The organism is Streptomyces sp. ISL-11 (genome assembly GCF_018614525.1).
Lineage (GTDB): Bacteria > Actinomycetota > Actinomycetes > Streptomycetales > Streptomycetaceae > Streptomyces.
This window is the reverse complement of record NZ_JAGGOL010000006.1, coordinates 34,558-57,163: the sequence shown is the minus strand read 5'-3', so window position 1 is coordinate 57,163 and position 22,606 is coordinate 34,558. Positions and strand designations below refer to the sequence as shown.

Here is a 22,606-nt window from a genome sequence, read left to right as displayed (position 1 = left end):
AATCATCATTCGGATTCCGGCGGAGTGGCGGGGATTCCCGGAATGACCGGTTTTAATCTTCGAGGGATGTTCGGGCGTCCTGCCGGGCGGCCGACCCCCGGTGTGATCCGAGCCACCTATGATTGATCTTCCCGGCAGCCGACTGCTAGCGTCTGAAACTGGCGAGCCGAAAATAGCTTGCACGTCGGGGGCACACAAGGCCATCAGCCGGAAAGCCGCCCCGCATCTTCCCCTCTTTGCCGTGGCGCAGAACAGCGACAATTCTCGATTCAGCTGCCTGGCATCTGTACTTTTGCGGACGCCGTCGATTTTCTGGTCAACGGCCGGCCGCAGGCCTTAGAGAAGATCGAGAACCAAATGTCGCTGACCGCTAGTCGACCGAAGATGGTGTCGCGCACCCATGGTGTCGTGGCGACCGCTTACCTGAGTCTTTTCATGGTGTCCGCGGATAATTCCATCATCAATACCGCGGTACCGAGAATATCGGCGTCATTGGGGGCGGGCACGCCGGACGTGCAGTTCGCGATCGACGCGTACATGCTGGTCTTCGCCTCGTCGCTGATCATCGCGGGCAGTGTCGTCGACCGCGTGGGCGCGCGTCGTTCCTACGCCGTGGGTATCAGCGTGTTCACGGCCGCCTCGCTCCTCGGAGCGTTCGTGCCCTCGGTCTCCGCGTTGGTGCTGTCGCGCGCGGGCATGGGCATCGGCGCGGCGTTCATCGTGCCGAGCATCTTCAAGCTGTTCGCCCAGGAACTGACCGACAGCGGCAGGCGGCGCGTGCTGGCGCTGTGGCCGGCCGTCGTCGGTCTCGGCGTGGCCGTCGGCCCGGTGCTCGGCGGCCTGCTGCTGACCCGGTTCCGGTACGGATCGATCTTCCTGATCAACGTGCCGGTCGGCGTGATCGCCCTGCTCGGCACCGCCACCCTCATCCGGCGCCGGGACCCGGAGCCCATCACGAGGCGCCCCGACCCCGTCGGAGCGGTGTTGCTGCTGATCGGTGTCGCGGTGTTCGCCTCGGCGATCATCTTCGCCGTCGACGACCGGCTCCCCGGCTGGCTGCGGTTCGGCCTCGGCGCCGTCGGTCTGCTGACGCTGATCGGGTACACCGTCCATGAACGGCGTACCGACCGGCCGCTGTTCGACCTCGGCTACTTTCGGGCGCGGACGTTCACCGGCGCCGTCGTGGCCATGTCCGGACTGTTCTTCGCCCTGTTCGGCACGGTGTTCCTGGCCGGTCAGTTCACCCAGTACGGCCTCGGCTGGAGCCCCCTGCAGGCCGGTGCCGGCCTGCTCCCGCTCGCGGTGGGGCTGACCGTCGCCTCGCTGTCCTGCGTCGCGGTCACCGCACGGATCGGGGCCAAGGCCACCGTGGCCACCGGGCTCGGCCTCGGTGCGCTCGGCTGCGCGCTCTGCGCCATGGCCGCCGCGGATCTGCGATACCCGCTGCTCGCCGCGGGGCTGCTGTGCTGCGGGCTCGGCATGGGGCTGTCCGTCGGGCCCGCGCTGACGCTGATCGTCACCAGCCTGCGACCGGCCGATGCGGGCGTCGGGTCCTCCGTGAACGCCATGTTCCAGCAGATCTGGGGCGCCGGGGGCGTCGCGGTGATGGGCCTGGTGTTCTCGGCGGGCTACGGGACGCGAATCGAGTCGGGGCCCGATCTGCCCGCTTCGGCCAGATCGGTGAGTGAGGGCTACGACCTGCTCGCCCACGGGTCCGGGCAGGCCGCGACGTGGTTCGCCGACAGCGTGAGCTCCGGCCTGGTCGCCGCCTGGATCACCGGCGCGGCGGTGGCGTCCGTCGCCCTGATCGCCGTCCTGGTGATCCTGCCCGCCACCACGAGTACCTCTGCCACTCCCAGTTCGCGAAAGGTCAACGCCTGATGACTCCGGAAACCGGCGGCACGCTGTATGCCGCGATCGCCGCGCACGCGGTCGACCGTCCCCAGAAGATCGCGTTGTCCCGTGGCGAGCACAAGCTGAGCTACCGCGAACTCGCGGCGGCCACGGACACCTTGGCCGCGCGGCTGCGCGAGCTCGGCGTCGTGGCGGAGAACGTGGTGGTCATCGACCTGCCGGTCGGTTTCGACACCATCATCGCGATGGCCGCGGTCGGCCAGGTCGGCGCGGCCTTCACCCTGCTGGAACCGGATCTGCCGGACAGCCGCAAGCAGTTGATCATCGACGACTGCGGCCCGGCCGCGCTGATCACGGAGTCGGGACCGGCGCGGGGCCCGCGACCGGGGCCGCCGCTGGACGAACGGCTGGTCCGGCGCACCTCGCCCGCCGCGTACGTCGCCTACACCTCGGGGTCGACCGGGGTCCCCAAGGGCGCCGTCGTCGAGCAGGCCGCCCTGGAGAACCACGTCCTGCGCACCATCGACTGGTACGGCCTGACCTCGGCCGACACCCGACTGCTCTTCTCCTCGATCGCGTTCGACCTCGCGCTCGAACAGATCTGCACATCGATGGTCGCCGGCTGTGAACTCGTCTTCCGGGACGAGGCGTTCGTGTACGGCGGAGCCGAGGACTTCCTGCACCACTGCCGTCGGCTCGGTATCACCGTGCTGAGCCTGCCGACGGGCGTGTTCAACAGGTTCGGCGCCGAGCTGGCCGAGTCGGCCGGGCACACCACACCGGACCTGCGGCTGGTGATGGCCGGCGGCGAGGCGCCGACCCAGGGTGCGGTGGCCGCCTGGGCGACCGTCGCGCCGGGAGGTACCCGCGTGGTGAACGGGTACGGCCCGACCGAGACGGCCGTCGTCGTCTGCTACCGGGATCTGCTGCCCGGCGACGCCATCGCGATCGGGGCGCCGATCGGCGGCGTCCGGTTCCTTCTCGAGCCCCTCGGCGACGAGGGGAACGCGTCCGGTCTCGTCATCCAGGGCGTCGCGGTCGGTCGTGGCTACCTGGGGCAGGCGTCGTCGTCCTCGGCGTTCTGCCTGCTCGACGGAGAGTGGTCCTACCACACCGGCGACGTGGCCACCGCCAAGGGCGACGGCGGCTACGACCTGCACGGCCGCTTCGACGCACAGGTCAAGGTGAACGGCGGTTTCCGGGTGGAACCCGGTGAGATCGTCTCCCGGCTCCTGTCCATCGACTTCGTCGTCGACGCGGTGGTCGTGCCGTTCGACAGCGCCGGTGGCCGGCTCCTCGCCGCGTACGTCCGGCTCGACAAGAGCCTCGCGCCGCCCTCGGATCCCGAGGCGGCGATCGTGCGGCGACTCGCGGTCACCCTGCCCGACTACATGGTGCCCTCGCGCGTCACCGTCCTCGACGCGTTCCCGCTGACGTCGCGCGGCAAGGTCGACCGAGCGGTGCTGCTCGAACAGGCGAGGACCCGGCCGAGCACGGACGCCGAGGAGGACGCCGACCCGGCGGACGTGACCGCGCAACTGCGGCTGGCCTGGCGCGAGGTCCTGGGCAGCCCGCCCCAGGACGAGTCGACGAGCTTCTTCGCCGCCGGCGGCAACTCCGTCAGGGCGATCGAGCTGATCACCAAGGTGCGCGGCAGGCTGAACGTGAACCTGCGCGCCGCCGAGCTGTACCGGACACCCCAATTCGACGCGCTGGCACGCCTCCTGGCCGACCGCCGGGACGGGATACCGACCGCGCACCACACCACCGGTACCACCCTCGTGCGGATGCGTCCGGCGGGACAGGACCGGCTGTGGGTCTTCCTGCCGCCGCTGTCCGGCGCGGTCACCCGGTACGCGTCACTGTCCAGGCTGCTGCCCGCCGACGACACCGTGTGGGCCATGGAGACCCCTCCCGAGCTGTCCGGCAAGGGCATGGCGGCGCTCGCCGACGGACTCGCCGAGGTCCTGCTGGCCAACGACGTCGACCGATTCGGCGCCATCTGTGTGTCGGGCTTCTCGCTGGGCGGCGTGTTCGGCTACGAGGTCGCCCGCCGGTTGCACGACCGCTGCGGCGACGCGGTGCGGGCCCTGCTCATCGACCCGCCGGACCCCGGCGCCCACCGCGTCGGCGTGGCCGACGCCTTCGACATCTTCGTCCGTGTCGGCTGGTCGATCACCGTCCCCGCCCAGCGGTTCGTCACCGAGCACGGCGGGTTCGACCTGGCCGCGGTCACCGCGGCGGCCAAGGACGCGGGAACCCTGGCGCGGGACGCCGGCCAACAGGAGATCGAGGACGCCTGGGCGGTGTACGAATCGAACGCGCGGGTCCTCGACGGCTTGCTGCTGAGCCCGCCCGACGGGCTGAAGGTGCGCATCCTGCAGGGCGACACCGGCGGCCGGATCGACTACGCCCGCCGCGGACCGGCCACCGTCACGGCCGGCGGCGGCACGCCGTGGACGGGCGGCCACGCCATCGGCCAGTGGCGGGACATCCTGCCGGACGACGCCGTGGACAAGCTGCCGGTCGACCACTTCGCCCTGCTCGAATCGCCCAACGACGAACTGGTCCGCGACTGGCTCGACGCCCAGGCGCGGCGCTGACCCACACCACGCAGGACCGCCCGGACCCGCCGCAGGCGGGCCCGGGCGGACGCCTGTCCGGCCCGGACGCCCCGGAGCTCGGTGTCCCGTTCGTCCGCCGGGATGCGGGGAACGTACCGTTCGTTCAGCCCACCGAGTAGAGGTGCTCCATGGCGATGGTGGGACGGGTCGGGCATTCCGGCCGTGGAGCGATGAGCGTGCGGCATCAGGAAACCGGTGGGGAGAGACTGTGGCATTTTTGGATCAACTGCCCGCTCTGATAGGCGTCGTGGTCGGCTCGCTCGGCTCGTACGCCGCGCAGAGCTTGACCGAGCGTCGGCGATGGAAGCGGCAGCGGGAGGAGCGGTGGGACGAGAAACGCTTCGAGACGTACGGCCGTTACGCCAATGCCCTCAAGGCGCAGCTTCGTGTCGCTCAGCGCATCGGCGCCGCCCTCGGATTCACGGATGTGGCCGATCCGTTGCAGCAGGCCGACGGTCTGCCTCTGCTGGCCGACGCGGAGTCCCACCGTGCGACGGAGTGGGAGTCCGTCCTGCTCGTCGGGGACGCGGCGACGATCGCGGCGGCGCGGCGATGGCACGAGACGATCTGGACCATCGAGTTGCTCGTACGGGAAGGGCCGGTCAACGCCGAGATGTGGACCAAGGCCCATCAGCTGGCGAGTGCGGCGCGTGATGCCTTCTACGAGAGCGCGCGGCGTGACCTCGGCATCGCGGGAGATCCGCCGCCGTCGGGGGAGTGGCCACGGCCGTGGCGGGCCGAGCTCTCCGGGTGAGTGTCCGGGGGTTCCGCCCGGGGCGCGAGCAGGGTTCGGTGACACAAGACATCCGTGTCCGGCTGTCTGCAACGAGCGGAAACTGTCCCGTCTCTGATGATCAGATCCTTGTCTCAGTTGGTCGGGTTGCCGAACGGTGAGGCCCGGAGTTCAGTTCCTCGTCGACAGCGGTGGGGCGTCCGCCGGCCGTACCCCGTACACGGGTTCCAGCACGAAGACGGGGATCACACGGTCAGTCGTTTCCTGGTACTCGGCGTACGGCGGATACGCGGCGACCGCACGCTCCCACCAGTCGGCCTTCTCGTCCCCCGTGATCTCACGGGCCGTCATGTCCTGACGTTTCGAGCCGTCCTGGAGCTCCACGTGTGGGTCGGACTTGACGTTGAAGTACCAGACCGGGTGACGCGGGAAGCCGCCCTTCGAGGCTACGGCCGCGTACCGCCCCTCGTGCTCCACGCGCATCAGCGGGATCTTGCGAATCTTGCCGCTCTTCGCGCCGCGCGTCGTGAGAATGACGACGGGCAGGCCCGTGTCCCAAAGCGTCGTCCCCTGCGTGCCGCCCGAACTCTCATACAGCTCGACCTGTTCGCGCACCCACTGCGCCGGGCTCGGCTCGTACTCGCCCTCTAGAGGCATCGCGGTCACCCCGCCGTCGCTTTACGGATTATGTTGCACAGTTCAACACAAGCCTCGCGCGGAGACGAGACCGCCGTTCCCGCTCTGCCGAACAACTTCAAGTGAGACGGCAAGGTTCCGGTGTCTGGACGGGCGGACGGCCGGCGGGAACGCGGACACCCCCCGGACTACTTCGCCCGGCTCGCGGACGGCACCGGTGCCGTCGTGGACGTCGTCCTCGGGAACTGGTCGACGAGCTACCGCAGCCGCCGCCGGCAGGTCATTCCCGAGACTGACTCGGCGCGCTCGATGCCGTTGATCGGCGGCTCTACTGGCTGGCGCTCGTACACATCGCCGCCCGGCTGAGCGCGGTGCTCGGCCGACCGGCCTGGCGCCGGCGCTGGGAGCGGATCGGCGGCTGGATGTTCATCGCGCTCAGGGTTGAGGTGGCCTCCACCGAGTAACGCCCGCTAGGACCGCGTCGCCCTCCCACACTCGTCCCCAGAGGACTCGCCCCGCCCGACCGGCGCGCTGCGGTCGTACGGGTCGACCTCCGTGCCGGCTCCGTCCGCCCGGCGGTCCGTGCCGAAGGGTGGGGTGAAGTAGCCCGTGGGGGCGCCGCAGCCGCCGTTGGTCATGTCGTACTTGTACGAGACGATCGAGAACGTGCCCGGCTCGGTGATCACCTTGGCAGGGTCGTCCCAGCTCAGGACCAGCTCGCGCCGGACGATCGTGCGCACGATCTCGTCGTCGCCGCCCGCGTCCGCACGGGTGACCGGGTAGACGAAGGTGACGTCGGCGGTCACCTGGAGCGCGCCGCGCTCGCCCTCCCGGTAGGTGAGCCGGCCCCGGGTCTTCACGACGTCGCCGACCAGGTGGGTGCGGGAGGGCTGGAAGCGGCTGAAGAGGAGGAGGGGGTCGTTCTTCTCGCTCGGGGTTCGGAAAGCGGTTTTCAGAAGGTCTTGGACGTCCTTCTAGCGCGGGTTGATCAGTGCAATCGCCTTCTCGGGGCTCTCGCCCCGCAGCACCCCGCGGTCCAGGCCGGACGCGACGAGGAAGTCCCGGCTGCGGGCGAGGGCCCGCTCGACCTCGGTCGCGCTCATCCAGCCGACCGCCCCGGCCTTCGGCACGGTGATCCCCGCCGCTCCGCTCGCCCAGCTCGCCGCCGGCGAGCCCCGGAACGGCTCGTCCATGGTGGGACGTTGGGCCGCCTCCGCCGGGGGCGCCTGGTTCGGGCGGCCGGTCTCGGCCGCCAGCGGCGGGGAGTCAGCACCGGCGAACAGGTCCACTATCCGCCCCGGCGCGAGCGCCACCACCAGCAGCACCAGCGAGGCCAGCAGCCCGACCACGTACCAGCCCGTGCGCCGCTTGGGCCGCGCGGGCGTGTAGCTGCGCCAGCCCTTCAGGCCGCGGCCGGACTCCGCGCGCGGCCGCTTTGCCACATCGCGGGTCCGCGCCGACGGCTCCTTGGGCGCGTCGGCGACACCCGCCACCGACTCGTGCAGAAACCGCTCCCACTCCTCGTCGGACCTGGACGAGCCGTCCGGCTCGGTGCCCGCGCCCATCCCCAACCCCCTGGAAATCAGTAGTCCGCGGCCCACTCCCCTGGGACGCGTCCGCATAATGACACAGAGTGCTGACAGTGAGGCCGGCCGGGCGGACGGTGTGGGCGCGCCACCCTTTCCCAACTGGACAACTGAAGTGCTCAGTCACAACCGACCAGCCTCATTCTGTTAGGCGCTGTAAGCCGTTGCGACCGCTCAGCACCGGGTGTCCCTGCTCGGCATCGGGGGCTGGGAGGCGACGGCGCAGTATGGGCGGGATCCCCTGCCCGCAGTGCACGCACTGCGGGCAGGGTGCGGACACGATGGCCGAAGGGTTCACAGTTCAGGGTCCGATCTCGAACTGTGGCGGTTTGAGATCGGCGAGGCAGCCGGTGTCCGGCGCGGTCGGGGAGCCGAAGAACGAGAGGGTGATCGCTTGCGCGCACTTCGACGTGGCGAACACGACGTGGGGTTCGTAGGGGACCGTGACGACGGTGGCGCGGCTCAGCGTGCGGGCGACGTACGGCCCGTTGCCCGCCGCGGTCTGGGCGTCGAACCCGCCCGAGACGGCGAGGGTGGGGATGTCGCTCTTCGTGACGTCGCGGATGGAGCGGGGCGCCGCGGGGACGTTCCAGACGTCGCAGTCCGGGCGGAGGAACGTGAGCAGCGGGGCCTGGGCCTGTACCGAGTGGGGGAACGACGGGAAGGCTTCCTGGCCTCCGCGGAGTGCTTCCGCCTGGGTCTCGTACGGGGTCCACTCGCTGCAGAAGACGCCGTAGACGAGCCCGTGGGACAGCCGGCCGATGGCCTGGGGGCTGTACTTGCCGCCCGCCCACTGCTGGGCGATCCGCTGCGGTTTGCCGTGGGCCAGCTCGTCGAGGGCCGCGGGTACCTGGGGTGCCACGTGGGTGGCGGCGGTCATCCAGTTGACCAGTGCTCCGCCGTCCAGGACGACCTTCACTTGCTTCTGGCCGCCGGGGAGCGTGACGGTGGTGGTGACCGGCTTGGCTTCGAGGTCGCGGACGAGCCGTTCGAAGGTGGCCGACAGGTTCGGGTAGCGCCGGTTGCAGGCGGGCTGGTCGGCGCAGGCCTTGAACAGGCCGTCGAAGCCCTGCCTGGCGGCGGCCCAGGTCACTGCCGATCCTCCCGTGGACGGCGGCAGGATGCCGTCGATGCCCACAGACCGGATTCCGTCGGGGTGCAGGCGCATGTAGACGAGCGCCAGCTGGGTGCCGTAGGAGATGCCGAACACGTTCCACTGCTCAAGGCCCAGCGCGGTGCGCAGGTCCGCGAGGTCGGCGGCGCTCTCGATGTCGTTGTAGGCGCTGAGGTCGGCCCCGCTCGCCGCCAGTTTCTCGCGGCAGGCCTTCGTGGCGTCGACATGCAGGCGTTCGGTGGACGGCGCGTCGTAGACGAGCCCGGTCGCGCGCGCGTTGAACTCGTCGATGTTGCGGCAGGTGAGTGCCGGGTCGGCCGAGTACGTTCCGCGCTGGGACATGAAGATCACGTCGCGGTCGCGGTTCAGGCCGCCGTCGATCGCCATCTTCGCCTCCCCGACCGCGTCGTCGCCGGGTCCGCCGGCGAGCCACACGACGGGGTCGGGTTTCGGTTTGTCGGCCACCGCCGCCACGATCGCGACACCGAGGGTGATCTTCCGGCTGTCCGGCTCGGTGCGGTTCTCGGGCACGGTCAGCGTGCCGCAGCGGGCCCCTTCGAGTTCGGCGACCGGGTCCGCCGTCTTCGGGCAGGGGCCGGGCTCGAAGCGGGCATCGTCCACTGTCCGGGCGGCCGTTCCGATCGGCGCTCCGGCTCCGTCGTCCGCGCCCGTGCTGTACCGCGCGTGGGCGGGTGTCGTGAGCAGGCCCGTGATGAGGACACCGGTGGCCACCGCGGCCGACCTGGCGTGGAGCCGTCGCACGGCGCGGCGACGGGGCGTGGGGTCGAGAGCCATCTGCCCTCCCGGTCACTTCGGGGTGATCGTGAACGGTTGCGGGGTGAGACCGGCCACGCAACCGGTGTCGGGCGCGGTCGGACCGGCGAAGAACGAGGCCAGCACGCGCTGCGCGCACGGCGACTGCGGGACCACCCAGTGCCCGATCCCGGGGATCAGCACGGAGGTGGAGCGGGACAGGGTACGGGCCGCGTCCTTCGCATAGCTCGCGCCCGTCTTCATGTCGAACGTCCCGGAGATGATGATCGCCGGCACCGAGCTCACGGTGGCCACCCGGTGCTCGGCCGCGCGGTCCTTGACGTTCCAGACCCGACACACGTCGTACTGGAAGGGCAGCTGCGGTACCTGTGCCAGGACCGTTTCCGGCCACCCGGGGAAGGCCCGGTGCCCCGCGTTCAGCACGTCGGACTCCGAGGTACCCGGGGCCCACTCGCCGCACGCCACCGACTGCGTCAGGCCGTGCGCGGTGTGACCGACGGGCTGGACCGAGTCCTTCGCACGGGCCTGCGCGAAGCGCTGCGGATTGCCCTGGCTGAGCTCTTGGAGCGCCGCCGGGAGGTCGACCGGCTTGACGTTGAAGGCGACCAGCATGTTCAGCAGGGTGCCTCCGTCGAGAACGACGTTCACCGGGTCTCCGCCGCTCGGCGGACGGGCGTTCAGCGTCAGGGGCTGTGCCTCCAGCTTGCGCACCTGCTCGTTCAGGGTTTGGCGGAGGTCCGGGTAGCGGCTCTTGCAGCGGGGCTCGGCCGCGCACGCGTCAAGGACGTTGCCGATCCCCTCCCGGGCGCTGCTCCAGCCCCACGGCAGGATCGTGACCTGCGGAGGGCTGGGCGAGTCGAGCGCCACCGCGCGGATCCCCTGGGGGTGCCTGCGCAGATAGGTGAGGGCCAGGTTGGTGCCGTAGGAGTACCCGTAGACGTTCCACTCCGGGATGCCGAGGGCCGTGCGCAGGTCGGCGAAGTCCGCTGCGTTCTCAGCGCTGTTGTAGGCGCTCAGGTCGGTCCCGTCAGCCGTCAGGCGGTCCCGGCACTCCTTCACCGCCTTCAGCATGAGCCGCTTCGCCTGTGTCGCGTCCCAACCGAACCCGACGGCCTTCTCGTTGAACCGGTCGATCTCCGGGCAGGCGAGGTTCGGCTGGTCGTAGAGGTTGCCGCGCTGAGCCATGACGATCAGCTCGCGGTCCTTGTTCAGACCGGAGTCGATCAGGAAGGGGATGTCGTCGAACGCATCCCCACCGGGACCGCCTGCCATGAACACGACGGGGTCCGCAGCGGGCTTCGCCGAGACGGCCGGAATGACCGCCGCGGCCAGCTCGATGGTCCGGCCGCCGGGGCGGGCGCGGTTCTCGGGGACCTTCAGGAAGCCGCACTTCGCGGAACTCAACGCCTCGATCGGCTTGGGCGGTTTCGGACAGGGGCCGGGCACGAACCGCGACGGAGCGGTCGGGCTGCGCCCGGCGAAGGGAGTGTGGGGTGACGCGGCACTGCTCGGTTTCCCGCCGAATGCCGCCAGGCAGACCAGAGTGGTGGCGGCAGCTGCCGCGGTGATGCAGTGCTTTGCCATACGATCGTTCCTCTGCCGGCATTTGCGGCCGTCCAGTCGGGCAACGTCGCAGCTGGTTGGGTGGAACGCACCTCATCGACGGTACCGGGTGGCACGGACCCGCGCATTCGGACGGCCGTCGCCTGGAGGTCGGCCGGGACCTGATGCGGCGCAGGTGGCCCTGCCCGGGTCGGCCGGCTGGGGCTGCCTGGTGCGAACGCGGAGGCCCCGTGATCTGCCGTCACGGGGCTGCCGAGAACGGACTTCACTGCTCTAGAAGAACCCGAGCTTCTTGGGTGAATAACTACAAAGAATGTTCTTCGTCTGCTGATAGTGGTTCAGCATCATCCTGTGGCCCTCGCGCCCGATCCCCGACTGCTTATAGCCGCCGAAAGCGGCATGCGCCGGATATGTGTGGTAGCAGTTCGTCCAGACGCGGCCGGCCTGGATGGCTCGGCCGGCGCGGTAGGCCGTGGTGCCGTCGCGGGTCCAGACGCCCGCGCCCAGGCCGTAGAGGGTGTCGTTGGCCAGGGAGACCGCCTCGTCGAAGTCGGTGAAGGAGGTGACGGCCACCACCGGGCCGAAGATCTCCTCCTGGAAGACGCGCATGCGGTTGGTGCCCTCGAAGATGGTGGGTCGGACGTAGTAGCCGCCGTTCAGTTCGCCGCCGAGGTCGGCGCGGGTGCCGCCGGTGAGAATGCGGGCGCCTTCCTGCTTGCCGATGTCGAGGTAGGAGAGGATCTTCTCCAGCTGGTCGTTCGACGCCTGGGCGCCGATCATGGTGGCGGTGTCCAGGGGGTGGCCGGGGACGATCGCCTCGGTGCGGGCCACGGCCGCTTCCAGGAAGGGGGCGTAGTGGCCCCGCTGGATGAGGGCGCGGGACGGGCAGGTGCAGACCTCGCCCTGGTTGAGGGCGAACATCGTGAAGCCCTCCAGCGCCTTGTCCAGGAAGTCGTCGGCCGCCGCGGAAACGTCGTCGAAGAAGATGTTGGGGCTCTTGCCACCCAGTTCGAGCGTCACCGGCTTCAGGTTCTCCGACGCGTACTGCATGATCAGGCGGCCGGTCGTGGTCTCGCCCGTGAAGGCGATCTTGGCGACCCGCGGGCTGGACGCCAGGGGCTTGCCGGCCTCCACGCCGAAGCCGTTGACGACGTTCACCACGCCCGGGGGCAGCAGGTCCGCCACCAGCTCCAGCCACACGTGGATCGACGCCGGGGTCTGTTCCGCCGGCTTCAGGACGGCCGTGTTGCCCGCCGCCAGGGCCGGGGCCAGTTTCCACGCGGCCATCAGGAGGGGGAAGTTCCACGGGATGATCTGGGCGACGACGCCGAGCGGCTCGTGGAAGTGGTACGCGACGGTGTCCTCGTCCAGTTCGGAGAGGCCGCCCTCCTGGGCCCGTATCGCGCCCGCGAAATAGCGGAAGTGGTCGACGGCGAGCGGGATGTCGGCGGCCAGGGTCTCGCGGACCGGCTTGCCGTTCTCCCACGACTCGGCGACCGCGAGGAGCTCCAGGTTCTGTTCCATGCGGTCGGCGATCCGGTTCAGGACGGCCGCGCGGTCGGCCGGGGCGGTGCGGCCCCAGGCCGGGGCCGCCGCGTGGGCGGCGTCCAGCGCGCGTTCGACGTCCTCGGCCGTGCCGCGCGCGATCTCGGTGAACGGCTGCCCGTTCACCGGGGTCGGGTTCTCGAAGTACCGGCCCCGTGCGGGCGGTACGTACTCACCGCCGATCCAGTGGTCGTACCGCGGCCGGTAGGAGACGACCGCGTCGGAGGAGCCGGGGTTGGCGTAGCGAGGCATGGGGGTGTGCCCTTCCCGTTCGCTGCCGCCCGCTCCCTGCGCGGGCGGCGACCGGGTGGAAGCTAGCGCCGCGGGGGTTGCCCGGACGTTGCCCCGGAGCCAGGCGCGTACGCCGCGCGCAGGCGGCGCGCCTCCGCCGCCACCGCGCCCCGCTGCGGCGCGCTCATCGGCAGGGCCGCCAGCAGCCGCTCCCACACCTCCAGGTCCTCCTCGCCCCACGGGCTGTCCGCCCACAGCTGGAGCGCCCCGGCGTCCCCGCCGGTCAGCACGGCCCGCCGCAGCCGGCCCTCCAGGCCCCGCCGCAGCCGGCACACACCGGGCGCCTCCGACAGGGGCAGCGGCGGGCCGTCGTACGCGCGCAGGGCGCCGCGCACGTCACCGGCCGCCATCGCGCGCTCCACCCGGGCGAGGTCCGTATCGACCGGGGCGCACAGCCGGTACGGGCGGGAGCCGAGGAGCGGGCCCACCAGCCGTCTCAGCCGGGACAGTTCGGCGCGCAGCGTCACCGGCGGTACCGGGCGGTCCCCGTAGAGCGCCGCCGTCAGCTGCTCGCCCGTCAGCCCCTCGGGACGGCCGGCCAGCAGGAGGAGGATCTCGCTGTGCCGGCGGCCCAGCCGTGAGCGCCGCCCGTCCGCCACCAGCAGCGCCTCGTCCCGGCCCAGTACCGACAGCGCGTGCCCGGCCACGGCACCGGGAGCGGCGGCCAGCTGTGCCTCGGCCGCCCGCGCCGTCGCCTGGACGAGCGCCAGGCTGTGCGGCGCCGCAAGGTGGTCGCCGCCCGTCAGGTCCACCGCGCCCAGCAGCCGCCCGGTGCGCGGGTCGTGGACCGGGGCGGCGGCGCACGTCCAGGGCTGGACCAGGCGGTTGTAGTGCTCGGTGGCGAAGATCTGGACCGCGTGGTCGAGGGTGAGGGCGGTGCCCGGGGCGTTGGTGCCGGCGTGGCGTTCGTCCCAGCGGGCACCGGCGACGAAGTTCATGCGCTCGGCGCCCCTGCGGACCCCCGCGTGCCCCTCCACCCACAGCATCCGCCCCGACGCGTCGCAGACCGCGAGCAGGTGGGCACCGTCGTCGGCGATGGTGCCGAGCAGTTCCCGGACGAGCGGCAGCACGGCGGCCAGCGGATGCGCGCGGCGATAGCTCTCCAGCTCCGCGCCGTACAGCTCCACGGGCGCCATGAACTCGGGCCCCGGCAGCGCCGCCGCCGAACGCCGCCACGAGGCGGCCACCACCGCCCGTACCTGCGGGGCCACCGCCCCTCCGGCCGCGAACGCCGCGTGCGCGCCGCGGACCGTCCGGCACCGTTCGGCGGGATCGTCACCGGTCGGCAGTGCCAGCCAGGGGTTGACCACCATGGACCCTCCACTCCGCAAGAACGTGCGCCGAAAGGGCTTGCGGACGTCGCCTCGCCGCCACGAGGCTTCCCCTGACTCATAGGACGCGAACGGAAGAGGCCGGAAGAAGCCATGCGGAAAGTCATCGTCGACATCCTCGAACGCACCCTGGCCGCCTACCTCACGACCTTCCTCGGTCTCCTCATCGCCGACGGTTTCGACCTGACGGACGTGTCCGCGCTCAAGGCCGCCGCCATCGCCGCGCTGCCCGCCGCCCTCTCCGTGATCAAGGGCGCGATAGGCACCCGCTTCGGCAACAAGGAGAGCGCGGCCTGGCTGCCGGAGAAGAAGTCCGGGAAGGGGAAGAAGACCGCCGGCGGGGCGTCGGCCGGCAGAGGCTGAGCGGAGGGCCGGTGCGAGCGCCGGGCGGAGGGGCACCGTTCACACGGGGTGTGCGTGGCGCACCCACGCGCACCCCCTCGCACACGCTCCCGCGCCGGCCCCGCGGGCGGTTGACTCGGCTACGCGAGTCCCAATGGAGCGACGGGACCCGGGCCGCCGGTCCTTCCCCCGAGCCGGCGGCCCACCGCCTCGTACCGCCGGGCGGACGGTACGGGGCGGACCCGTGCGCCCGAGCGGGCGGTCGTACGGGCGTCGGGGTGCACCCCGCCGTCGCTCCGCGCGGTGCGGGTGCAACGATGTCCACGTCATGAGAGCAGGGCAGCCGTACCAGGGACCCCGGGCGCTGCGAGCCGCGGTGTTCGCAGTCGTCTGTGTGCTGCTCGCTGCCCTGGGGCACGCGGTCATGTCCGGGTCGACCGTCCCGTGGTGGGCCGTCGCCGTGGCGCTGTCCGGTACGGGCAGCGGCGCGTGGTTCCTGGCGGGCCGCGAACGCGGACCGCTGCTGATCACGCTCGCCACGGTCGGCGCGCAGACCGCTCTGCACCAGTTCTTCGCCCTCGCGCAGAACGTCGCGGTGAACGCCGCGCATGCGCGGCGGATGGGCCTGGACCCCGGCACGACCGGCACGGACGGCATGGCCGGTGCTCACGGGATGCCGGCGCCCATGCCCATGGATCACTCCATGTCCATGCCCATGGAGGGCATGGACATGGGCGGCGGCATGAGCGGCATGAGCGGCATGGGCGGCATGGGCGGTATGGACATGGGAAGCATGTCCCTGCACGCCGGACACGGCGCCCTCGGCATGTGGTCCGCGCACGTCGTCGTCGCGCTCATCTGCGGCATCTGGCTCTCCGGCGGCGAACAGGCCGCCTTCCGCCTCGCCCGCACGCTGCGCACCCGGCTCTTCGCACCCCTGCTCGTCCTCTTCCGCGACGTCCCCACGCGCCCGGGGCCGCCCCGCATCCGCGCCGACCGCACGCGCGCCGCGCAGCGGCTCCGCCGGCTGCTCTACGGCCATGTCCTGGCCACACGTGGTCCACCGGCCGTCCGCGTCGCCGCCGCCCGCTGAGGGCCGACGGCGACCGACCTGGCCGTATCACGTCACCGGGCCGCCGCCCCCTCGGGGTCGAGGCGCCCGGATTCCAGGAAGGACCCGGGGCGATGACCCCTGCCCTCACACAGGACACACCACGGCGACACGTTCCGCCGTCGGCCGCGCCTTCGATGCGTTCCCCGCACGCGTCGGTCGGCCACCCGCCGATCGACCATCCGCCGACCGGCCACACGTCGGCCGAGCCCCCCGCCACGGGGACTCCGTACGCCTCAGAAGAGTCCTGCCGTCAGCTTCTTGAGCCGGTACGCGCGCTCCTCCCAGCGGCGGCAGTCGGCACACCCGCGCAGATGCGCGGCGAGCGCGGTGCCGGAGAGGTCCGGCGGCAGCTCCTCGCCGTCGACGCGGGCGGATATGGCGGTACGGAAATCGGGGCAGTGCACCCCGCCATCGTCCCCGGCGCCGCCGGAGCACCGCGCACCACCCCCCGTGCGGGAGGCCGCCGTGCGTGACGACGAGACGGTGACCGCCTGGGCGCTCGCCGCGCGCGGCGGCGACGCCGACGCGGTGGAGTGCTTCATCCGCGCCACCCAGGGCGACGTGCGCCGGTACGTGGCGCGGCTCAGCAATGACCCGCAGGGCGCGGACGACCTCGTACAGGAGACGTTCCTGCGCGCGCTGCGCTCGCTGCCGCGCTTCGAGGGCCGTTCGTCGGCCCGTACCTGGCTGCTGACCATCGCCCGCCGTACGGTCGTGGACCGGCTCCGCTTCAACGCGGCCCGGCCGCGGTTGTCCGACACCGACGACTGGCTGTCGGCGGCCGAGCGGACCCAGTCCGCGGAGCTGCCGGGCTTCGACGAGGGCGTGGTCCTCTCGCAGCTGCTGGACCGCCTGCCCTACGAGCGGCGCGAGGCGTTCGTGCTGACGCAGCTGCTGGGGCTGCCGTACGCGGAGGCCGCGGTCGTCGCGGGCTGCCCGGTCGGCACGGTGCGTTCCCGCGTGGCGCGGGCCCGCGAGGCGCTGATCGTCCAGCTGGAGACGGCGGAGCGTGACGCGGGGTGCGGCGCGGGCCGGGTGCCGGTGCTGGCCGGGGCGAGCGCGGCGGCCTAGGTCCGGCGGGTGCTCCGCTGCGGGCCGTCTTTGCCGCCTGCGGCGGCGGGCGCCCTGCGGGCGCGTCCTCAATCGCCGGACGGGCTTGATTCGGCTGGGCTCGGCCGATGTCAGCCTGTCCGGCGTTTGAGGACACAGCACAGCAGCCCGTCCGGCGCTTGAGGACACCACCGCGCAGCGTTGGCGCGCACGACACGGTCCGTAGCTCGCCCGCTGACACGATCTGCCGGACACGGCACAGCCGCGAGGTGCCGACCGGTCCGGGCGCTGCGGCGCTGGGGGGCGCCGCCGCGTCCGGACCGTCGTCCTCCGTCAGGGCGGGGGAACAGGCGGACTTCAGCCTCCGCTCCCCGCCCGTACCACCCGCGCCTCCACCTTCACGCTCCCGCTCTCGCGGAACCGCAGCGTCACGGGGAGCCGGTCGCCCAGGCGCAGCCGGGGCGGGGCCGCCACCATGACGTCCAGGCCGTGCGGTGACATCTCCAGCGTGCCGCCGGCCGGTACGGGCGCGGAGGGGACCATGCGCATGGAACCCGCGCCCTTCGTCACCACCGTGCGGCTGAGCATGGCGGCGCCGGCCGTCGGGACGTCGACGGCCAGGAGCTCGTCGCCGGCGTCCCCGTCGTTACGCACCCGGAAGAACGCCGCGGTGTCGTCCGTGCCGAACGGCAGCAGCACACGCGCGTCCTCGACCGTGAGGGTGGCGGGCCGCCGCGCCCCGCCGGCGGCCGTCCAGGCGCCCAGCCCGGCCAGGGTCACGGCGCAGGCGAGGACGGGCACGAGGGCCGCGCGGGCGGTTCCGGCGAGCCGGGCCGGCAGGCCGCCGCGGCCGGGGGAGAGGTCCGTCATCGGGTGTCACCTCGTGCGATGGAGTGGGCGGGGACGTTCGCCGCGGCGGGGCGGCCCGTGCTCGTACGTACCGGGGCTCCTCTCGGCCGCCGCCCGGGTGTCTGGGCGGGCCCCGGCTGCCAGGTGCGCAGGCGGAGGCTGTTGGCCACGACCAGGACCGAGCTGACGGACATCGCCGCCGCCGCGACCATCGGGCTCAGCAGGCCGACGGCGGCCAGCGGCAGGGTGACCAGGTTGTAGCCGAAGGCCCAGGCGAGGTTGGCCCGGATCGTCGCCGACGTGCGGCGGGCCAGGCGGACCGCGTCCGCCAGGACGGCCATGTCCTCGCGGACGAGCGTCACGTCGGCCGCGCCGATGGCCGCGTCCGTGCCGCCGCCCATCGCGATGCCCAGGTCCGCGCCGGCCAGCGCGGCGGTGTCGTTGACGCCGTCGCCGATGACCGCCACCCGGCGTCCCTGGGCGCGCAGGCCGCGGACGAGCTCCGCCTTGTCCTCCGGGGTGGCGCGCGCGTGGACCTCGGTGATGCCGAGCTCCTCGGCCACGGCCCGCGCCGCGCCCTCGCTGTCACCGGTGGCCAGGACGGGCCGCAGGCCGAGCCGCTTGAGGTGGTCGACCGCGCGGTACGAGCCGGAACGCACGGTGTCGCCCAGGGCGATCACCGCCTCGGCCGTGCCGTCCACGCGTACCACCACGACCGTGCGGCCGTCCTTCTCGGCGTTCCGGACGGCCGAGGCCAGTGCCTCCGGGAGGGCGGCGGGGTTCTTGCGGACCGTCTTCCGGGCCCGGTTCCCGGCCGGTACGGACGGGGTCCCGGGCCGTACGACCTCCACGAGCCGTCCCGCGACGCGCCCCGCGACGCCCTTGCCCGGCGTCGCCGCGAAGTCCGCGACCTCCGGGAGCGCGGAGGCGTCCGGCACGTACGCGCACACCGCCCGGCCCACCGGGTGCTCCGAGCCCCGCTCGACCGCCGCCGCCAGCCGCAGCGCCTCGTCCGAGTCCAGGCCGCTGGGCCGGGCGGTCACGCCCGTCACCGTCATCGAACCCGTCGTCAAGGTGCCCGTCTTGTCGAGGACGACGGTGTCCACCCGCCGCAGCCCTTCCAGTGCCCGCGGCCCGCTGACCAGGATGCCGAGGCCCGCGCCGCGGCCCGTCGCGGCCAGCAGCGCCGTGGGCGTGGCGAGGCCGAGCGCGCACGGGCAGGCGACCACGAGCACCGCGACGGCGGCCGTGACCGACGCCTGGGCGGTGGCACCCGCGCCGAGCCAGAAGCCGAGGACGGTGACCGCGACGGCCAGCACCGCCGGGACGAAGACGCCCGCCACCGCGTCCGCGACGCGCTGCGCCTTCGCCTTGCCCGCCTGCGCGTCCTCCACCAGCCGCGCGATCCGCGCGAGCCGGGTGTCCGCGCCGACCGCCTCGGCCCGCACCTCCAGCAGCCCGCCGGAGTTGACGGCACCGCCGACCACGGCCGAACCGGGCCCGGCCTCGACGGGCGCGCTCTCGCCCGTCACCAGCGACAGGTCCAGCGCGGAGCTGCCCGCGACGACCGTGCCGTCGGTCGCGACCCGCTCCCCGGGGCGTACGACGAAGTGGTCGCCGACCCGCAGCTCCGCGATCGGCACGCGGCGCTCGACGCCACCGGCCCGTACGACGACGTCCTTCGCGGCGAGCGAGGCGAGCGCCCGCAGCGCCGAGCCCGTACGGTGCCGGGCCCGCGCCTCCAGCAGCCGGCCGAGCAGGACGAACAGCGGTACGCCCACGACCGCTTCGAGGTAGACGTCCGCGGTGCCGCCGGCCATGGAGGGGACCAGCGTGAACGGCATCCGCATGTCCGGTTCGCCCGCGCCGCCGAGGAAGAGCGCGTAGGCCGACCAGGAGTACGAGGCGAGGACGCCGAGGGAGACCAGGGTGTCCATGGTGGCGGTGGTGTGCCGCAGCCCGCGCAGGGCCTTCTCGTGGAACGGCCACGCGCCCCACGCCGCGACCGGCGTGGCCAGGGCGAAGCACAGCCACTGCCAGTTGCGGAACTGGAGCGCCGGCGCCATGGACAGCACCAGGACCGGCACCGAGAGCAGTGCCGTCACCAGCAGCCGGGTCCTGGCCGTCGCCGCGGCCGCCTCGCCGGCCTCGGGCTCCGCCGGGGTCTCCGGTTCGGGCAGCGCGGCGGTGAAGCCCGCGCCCTCCACGACGGCCATCAGCTCCGCCGCGCTCACGCCCGCCGGATGACTGACCCGGGCCCGGCCGGTGGCGAGGTTGACGGTGGCGCTGACGCCCTCCACCCGGCCGAGCTTCTTCTCCACGCGGGCCACGCACGCCGCGCAGGTCATCCCGCCGACGATCAGTTCCGTGGTGGCGCCGGCCGCCGTGGTGTCCGGCGCGCTCATCGGGCCACCCGCCCGGTGACCGGCGCGCCCATGTCGTGCATGCCGCCCATCCCGCCCGTGCCGCCGCCCGGGGACGAGCCGCCGGAGCCGCCGCCGGTGCGGTGTATGCCGGGGGAGGCGGGCCCGGCCGCCGCGCCGGCCGCGTACGCGACACCGAAGAGGGCGGCCAGCAGCAGGACGAAGCCGATCAGGGCTCCGTACGCGCCGAACGGCCTGCCGAACGGACTGAGGACGTGACGAGCGGTCATCGCCGCATCGTGGCACGGCCCGGGCCGCGTACGACGGCTTGCCGCCGGCTTCCGGCACGTGAGGATCATCCCTTTCGCCCCCGGGAACCAGCCCGCTCCCCGAGCCGACTACCCAAGGATCGCGACGGTGTTCCCACGGCCCGCATACCTTCGACAACCGGTCGGGAACCACCGAGAACCGTCGGAAAGTGTCGGGAGCGGCCGGGAAGTGTCGGGAAAACAGCCGGGAACTCGCCCCTCCCGCCATCCGACTTCTCAGGGGTCCACGACTTCGCGAGGAGCCCCCACCGTGTCGCTGCCCGACCCGATCCCCCTGTACGGCCCCGAGTACAAGCGGGACCCGTATCCGCTGTACGCGCGCATGCGCGCGGCCGGCCCGATCCACCGGGTGCTCTTCCCCAGCGGGGTCACCGCGTGGCTGGTCACCGGCCACGCCGCCGCCCAGCGGACGCTCGCCGACCCCCGGCTCGGCAAGAACCACGCCCGGGGCAACGACGCCTGGCGCGCCCGCGCCTCGATCATGCCCGAGCCGCAGCACTCGCAGCTCCAGGTCCACCTGCTCCACCAGGACCCGCCGAAGCACACCGCGATGCGCCGCCTGGTCACCGAAGCCTTCGCGCCGCGCCGCGTGGAGGAGATGCGGCCCCGCTTCCAGGAGATGGCCGACGCGCTCGTCGACGCCATGCCCGCCGGCGCGGACTCCGCCGACCTCGTGCGCTGCTTCGCCGCCCGCTTCCCCTTCCAGGTCCTCGCCGAGGTCATCGGGCTGCCCCCGCGCCTGGCCGCACGCTTCCGCCGCGAATGGGGCAGGGTCGTGGCCCCCGTCGGACCCACGGACCCGGGCCGCCCCGCGTACGAGGCGCTGCTGCGCGAGCTCCAGGCGTACATCGCCGAGGCCGTGGCCGATCCCGGCGACGGGCTCCTCGGCGGCCTGGTCGCCGCCCGCGACAGCGGTGAACTCACCCGGGAGGAGCTGGACTCCATGATCTTCCAGCTCCTGGTGGCCGGCCAGGAACCCGTCACCAACCAGATCACCACCGCCATGGTCGCGCTGCTCCGGCACCCCGAGGCCCTTCGGCGGCTGCGCGCCGAGCCGGAGCTCATGGCGGACGCCGTCGAGGAACTCCTGCGCCTGGACGGGGCGTTCGAGCTGACGACCTGGCGGTTCCTCGCCGAGGACGCCGAGCTGCACGGCACCCGCGTCCCGGCCGGCGACTCCGTGATCGTCTCCCTGTGCGCCGCGAACCGCGACCCCGAGCGCTTCCCCGACCCCGACACCCTCGACCTCGACCGGGCGCAGGGGTCGCACCTGTCCTTCGGCCACGGCATCCACTTCTGCCCCGGCGCCGCCCTCGCCCGCATCGAACTCCAGGTGGCCCTCGGGACCCTGCTCGCCCGCCTGCCGGGCATACGGCTCGCCGTACCGGACGAGGAACTCCCCTGGATCCCCGCCGTCCTCGGCCGGGGCGTGGGCGCGCTGCCCGTCGCCTTCGACGGGCCCGTCTGCCCCCGCTCCGGGAGGTGAGTCCGCACATGCCGATCACCTGCGCCGCACCGGCCGCTCCCGCGTTCGCCCCCTCCGACCCCTTTTCCGGCATGTCCGTGGAGGCGCGCGTGCTGCGTCTCCTCCTGCCGTACCACCGCACCAGCGGGCCGGCGTCCGCGGATCCCGCCGACCACCCCGAGCAACTGCGCCAGATACGGCAGTTCACCGCCACCGGCGAGCCGATCGTCTTCACCCTCCCCGGATTCCCCTGCAAGTCGCCCAACCCGGCCAAGGTGCTCGGCCACCTCCCCGACGAGGGCGAGCGCCTCTCCCTCTCCTTCCTCGACCGCCTCTGCGCGCGCGTCGGCGAGATATACGCGCCCGGCGCCCGCATGCTCATCTGCTCCGACGGCCACATCTTCGGTGACCTCATCGGCGTGCCCGACGAGCACATCGACGCCTACGGTGACGAACTGCGCACCCTCGTCCACCGGGAGGGCCTGACCCGGATCGACACGTTCGACCTGCGCGACGTCCACGGCGACGTGGACCACGACACGAAGCGGCGCCTGGTCACCGAGGCGTACGCGCCGTCGCTCGACACGCTTCGCGCACAGGCCCGCACGGACGAGGAGACGGCACGGCTCTACCGCGGCATCACGCGCTTCCTCGTCGAGGACACCGCGGCCTTCTCCGGGACACGGTCCGCGCTGCAACGGGCGTGCCGGGCACGTGCGTACGGCGTGATCGCGCGCAGCAGGGCCTGGGGCGACCTCATCGCGGACCGGCATCCCCGGTCCGTGCGGCTGTCGATCCATCCGCAGCGACCGGGCTCGGAGAAGTTCGGGATCCGGTTGCTGGAGGCGGCGGACGCGTGGGCCACGCCATGGCACGGGGTCGTCCTCCGGCAGCGGGGGGCCGCACGGCTGGTGCGACGGGCGGACGCGGAGGAGGTGGGGCGCGTCGTTCTGCGGGACGGGCGGCCCAGCCACTTCGAGGCGGTGGCCTGACAGGTGATTTTCCGGGGCTCCGCCCCTGACCGCCGGCGGCGATCTCGTGGT

The 22,606-nt window shown here is 72.6% G+C and carries 18 protein-coding genes and 1 pseudogene; 9 read left to right on the top strand and 10 right to left on the bottom strand.

The genetic code is table 11. From position 1 onward, the window contains the following. Nucleotides 1-177: 177 nt before the first annotated feature. The 3 genes from J7E86_RS01305 (at nt 178) to J7E86_RS01295 (ending at nt 5,232) form a co-directional block, all read left to right on the top strand. Complete coding sequence (locus J7E86_RS01305; protein ID WP_215078839.1) at nt 178-1,881, top strand: MFS transporter; 1,704 nt, start codon at nt 178-180, stop codon at nt 1,879-1,881. Then, on the top strand, nt 1,881-4,457 hold the full coding sequence (locus tag J7E86_RS01300) for an AMP-binding protein (RefSeq protein ID WP_215078837.1): 2,577 nt from the start codon (nt 1,881-1,883) through the stop codon (nt 4,455-4,457). The genes J7E86_RS01305 and J7E86_RS01300 overlap by 1 nt, the downstream gene beginning before the upstream one ends. Nucleotides 4,458-4,686: 229 nt before the next feature. Continuing rightward, nucleotides 4,687-5,232, top strand: a complete 546-nt coding sequence (locus tag J7E86_RS01295) for a hypothetical protein (RefSeq protein ID WP_308312429.1) — start codon at nt 4,687-4,689, stop codon at nt 5,230-5,232. 150 nt (nt 5,233-5,382) lie between these two features. Here J7E86_RS01295 and J7E86_RS01290 read toward each other — a convergent pair whose 3' ends face one another. After that, on the bottom strand, nt 5,383-5,868 hold the full coding sequence (locus J7E86_RS01290; protein WP_215078835.1) for a nitroreductase family deazaflavin-dependent oxidoreductase: 486 nt from the start codon (nt 5,866-5,868) through the stop codon (nt 5,383-5,385). A 120-nt stretch (nt 5,869-5,988) separates the two neighbouring features. Here J7E86_RS01290 and J7E86_RS30640 point away from each other — a divergent pair, with 120 nt between their 5' ends. Next, the gene (locus J7E86_RS30640) at nt 5,989-6,213 is read left to right on the top strand and encodes a hypothetical protein (RefSeq protein ID WP_251018500.1); all 225 of its coding nucleotides are present in this window, start codon (nt 5,989-5,991) and stop codon (nt 6,211-6,213) included. 104 nt (nt 6,214-6,317) lie between these two features. Here J7E86_RS30640 and J7E86_RS01280 read toward each other — a convergent pair. The 5 genes and pseudogenes from J7E86_RS01280 to J7E86_RS01260 form a co-directional block, all read right to left on the bottom strand. Next, nucleotides 6,318-7,412 (bottom strand): annotated as a pseudogene (locus J7E86_RS01280) (hypothetical protein). A 322-nt stretch (nt 7,413-7,734) separates the two neighbouring features. After that, entirely contained in the window at nt 7,735-9,342 is a 1,608-nt protein-coding gene (locus tag J7E86_RS01275) for an alpha/beta fold hydrolase (protein WP_215078833.1), read from the bottom strand. Nucleotides 9,343-9,354: 12 nt separating this feature from the next. Continuing rightward, a complete protein-coding gene (locus tag J7E86_RS01270) occupies nt 9,355-10,905 on the bottom strand; it encodes an alpha/beta hydrolase (RefSeq protein ID WP_215078831.1) in 1,551 nt (516 codons plus the stop codon). A gap of 252 nt (nt 10,906-11,157) precedes the next feature. Next, nucleotides 11,158-12,681: an aldehyde dehydrogenase family protein gene (locus J7E86_RS01265; protein WP_215078829.1), complete on the bottom strand. Its 1,524-nt coding sequence runs from the start codon at nt 12,679-12,681 to the stop codon at nt 11,158-11,160. Nucleotides 12,682-12,743: 62 nt separating this feature from the next. Beyond that, a complete protein-coding gene (locus J7E86_RS01260) occupies nt 12,744-14,030 on the bottom strand; it encodes a helix-turn-helix domain-containing protein (protein ID WP_215078892.1) in 1,287 nt (428 codons plus the stop codon). A 114-nt stretch (nt 14,031-14,144) separates the two neighbouring features. On the opposite strand from J7E86_RS01260, the gene J7E86_RS01255 reads away from it, so the two are divergent. Next, nucleotides 14,145-14,414, top strand: a complete 270-nt coding sequence (locus J7E86_RS01255) for a holin (protein ID WP_215078827.1) — start codon at nt 14,145-14,147, stop codon at nt 14,412-14,414. A 307-nt stretch (nt 14,415-14,721) separates the two neighbouring features. Beyond that, on the top strand, nt 14,722-15,486 hold the full coding sequence (locus J7E86_RS01250) for a hypothetical protein (RefSeq protein WP_215078825.1): 765 nt from the start codon (nt 14,722-14,724) through the stop codon (nt 15,484-15,486). Between the two features lie 254 nt (nt 15,487-15,740). Here the strand turns inward: J7E86_RS01250 and J7E86_RS31740 are convergent, their stop codons facing one another. Beyond that, complete coding sequence (locus J7E86_RS31740; RefSeq protein ID WP_308312428.1) at nt 15,741-15,911, bottom strand: zf-HC2 domain-containing protein; 171 nt, start codon at nt 15,909-15,911, stop codon at nt 15,741-15,743. Nucleotides 15,912-15,972: 61 nt separating this feature from the next. On the opposite strand from J7E86_RS31740, the gene J7E86_RS01240 reads away from it, so the two are divergent. Further along, nucleotides 15,973-16,578 (top strand): sigma-70 family RNA polymerase sigma factor, encoded by a 606-nt coding sequence (locus J7E86_RS01240; protein WP_215078822.1) that lies wholly within the window; start codon nt 15,973-15,975, stop codon nt 16,576-16,578. A gap of 336 nt (nt 16,579-16,914) precedes the next feature. On the opposite strand, the gene J7E86_RS01235 is transcribed toward J7E86_RS01240, so the two are convergent. The 3 genes from J7E86_RS01235 to J7E86_RS01225 are packed head-to-tail and all read right to left on the bottom strand — an operon-like array spanning nt 16,915 to nt 20,059. Further along, nucleotides 16,915-17,427 carry a copper chaperone PCu(A)C gene (locus J7E86_RS01235; RefSeq protein WP_215078821.1) on the bottom strand — a complete coding sequence of 171 codons (513 nt, stop codon included), beginning with the start codon at nt 17,425-17,427 and terminating at the stop codon, nt 16,915-16,917. Then, complete coding sequence (locus tag J7E86_RS01230; RefSeq protein WP_215078819.1) at nt 17,424-19,811, bottom strand: cation-translocating P-type ATPase; 2,388 nt, start codon at nt 19,809-19,811, stop codon at nt 17,424-17,426. Before J7E86_RS01230 ends, J7E86_RS01235 begins: the two co-directional genes overlap by 4 nt. Then, on the bottom strand, nt 19,808-20,059 hold the full coding sequence (locus J7E86_RS01225; protein ID WP_215078817.1) for a hypothetical protein: 252 nt from the start codon (nt 20,057-20,059) through the stop codon (nt 19,808-19,810). The genes J7E86_RS01230 and J7E86_RS01225 overlap by 4 nt, the downstream gene beginning before the upstream one ends. A 289-nt stretch (nt 20,060-20,348) precedes the next feature. Between J7E86_RS01225 and J7E86_RS01220 the strand changes: the two genes are divergently transcribed. Further along, nucleotides 20,349-21,584 carry a cytochrome P450 gene (locus tag J7E86_RS01220; protein ID WP_215078815.1) on the top strand — a complete coding sequence of 412 codons (1,236 nt, stop codon included), beginning with the start codon at nt 20,349-20,351 and terminating at the stop codon, nt 21,582-21,584. An 8-nt stretch (nt 21,585-21,592) separates the two neighbouring features. Continuing rightward, on the top strand, nt 21,593-22,555 hold the full coding sequence (locus J7E86_RS01215) for an L-tyrosine/L-tryptophan isonitrile synthase family protein (protein ID WP_374223750.1): 963 nt from the start codon (nt 21,593-21,595) through the stop codon (nt 22,553-22,555). The last annotated feature ends 51 nt before the right edge of the window (nt 22,556-22,606 follow it).

What these genes read in the sequence shown, in the direction of transcription:
- J7E86_RS01300 (WP_215078837.1), top strand. Translation starts at nt 1,881, where the DNA reads ATGACTCCGGAAACCGGCGGCACGCTGTATGCCGCGATCGCCGCGCAC.
- J7E86_RS01290 (WP_215078835.1), bottom strand. Translation starts at nt 5,868, where the DNA reads ATGCCTCTAGAGGGCGAGTACGAGCCGAGCCCGGCGCAGTGGGTGCGC.
- J7E86_RS01275 (WP_215078833.1), bottom strand. Translation starts at nt 9,342, where the DNA reads ATGGCTCTCGACCCCACGCCCCGTCGCCGCGCCGTGCGACGGCTCCAC.
- J7E86_RS01270 (WP_215078831.1), bottom strand. Translation starts at nt 10,905, where the DNA reads ATGGCAAAGCACTGCATCACCGCGGCAGCTGCCGCCACCACTCTGGTC.
- J7E86_RS01265 (WP_215078829.1), bottom strand. Translation starts at nt 12,681, where the DNA reads ATGCCTCGCTACGCCAACCCCGGCTCCTCCGACGCGGTCGTCTCCTAC.
- J7E86_RS01255 (WP_215078827.1), top strand. Translation starts at nt 14,145, where the DNA reads ATGCGGAAAGTCATCGTCGACATCCTCGAACGCACCCTGGCCGCCTAC.
- J7E86_RS01250 (WP_215078825.1), top strand. Translation starts at nt 14,722, where the DNA reads ATGAGAGCAGGGCAGCCGTACCAGGGACCCCGGGCGCTGCGAGCCGCG.
- J7E86_RS01235 (WP_215078821.1), bottom strand. Translation starts at nt 17,427, where the DNA reads ATGACGGACCTCTCCCCCGGCCGCGGCGGCCTGCCGGCCCGGCTCGCC.
- J7E86_RS01230 (WP_215078819.1), bottom strand. Translation starts at nt 19,811, where the DNA reads ATGAGCGCGCCGGACACCACGGCGGCCGGCGCCACCACGGAACTGATC.
- J7E86_RS01225 (WP_215078817.1), bottom strand. Translation starts at nt 20,059, where the DNA reads ATGACCGCTCGTCACGTCCTCAGTCCGTTCGGCAGGCCGTTCGGCGCG.
- J7E86_RS01215 (WP_374223750.1), top strand. Translation starts at nt 21,593, where the DNA reads ATGCCGATCACCTGCGCCGCACCGGCCGCTCCCGCGTTCGCCCCCTCC.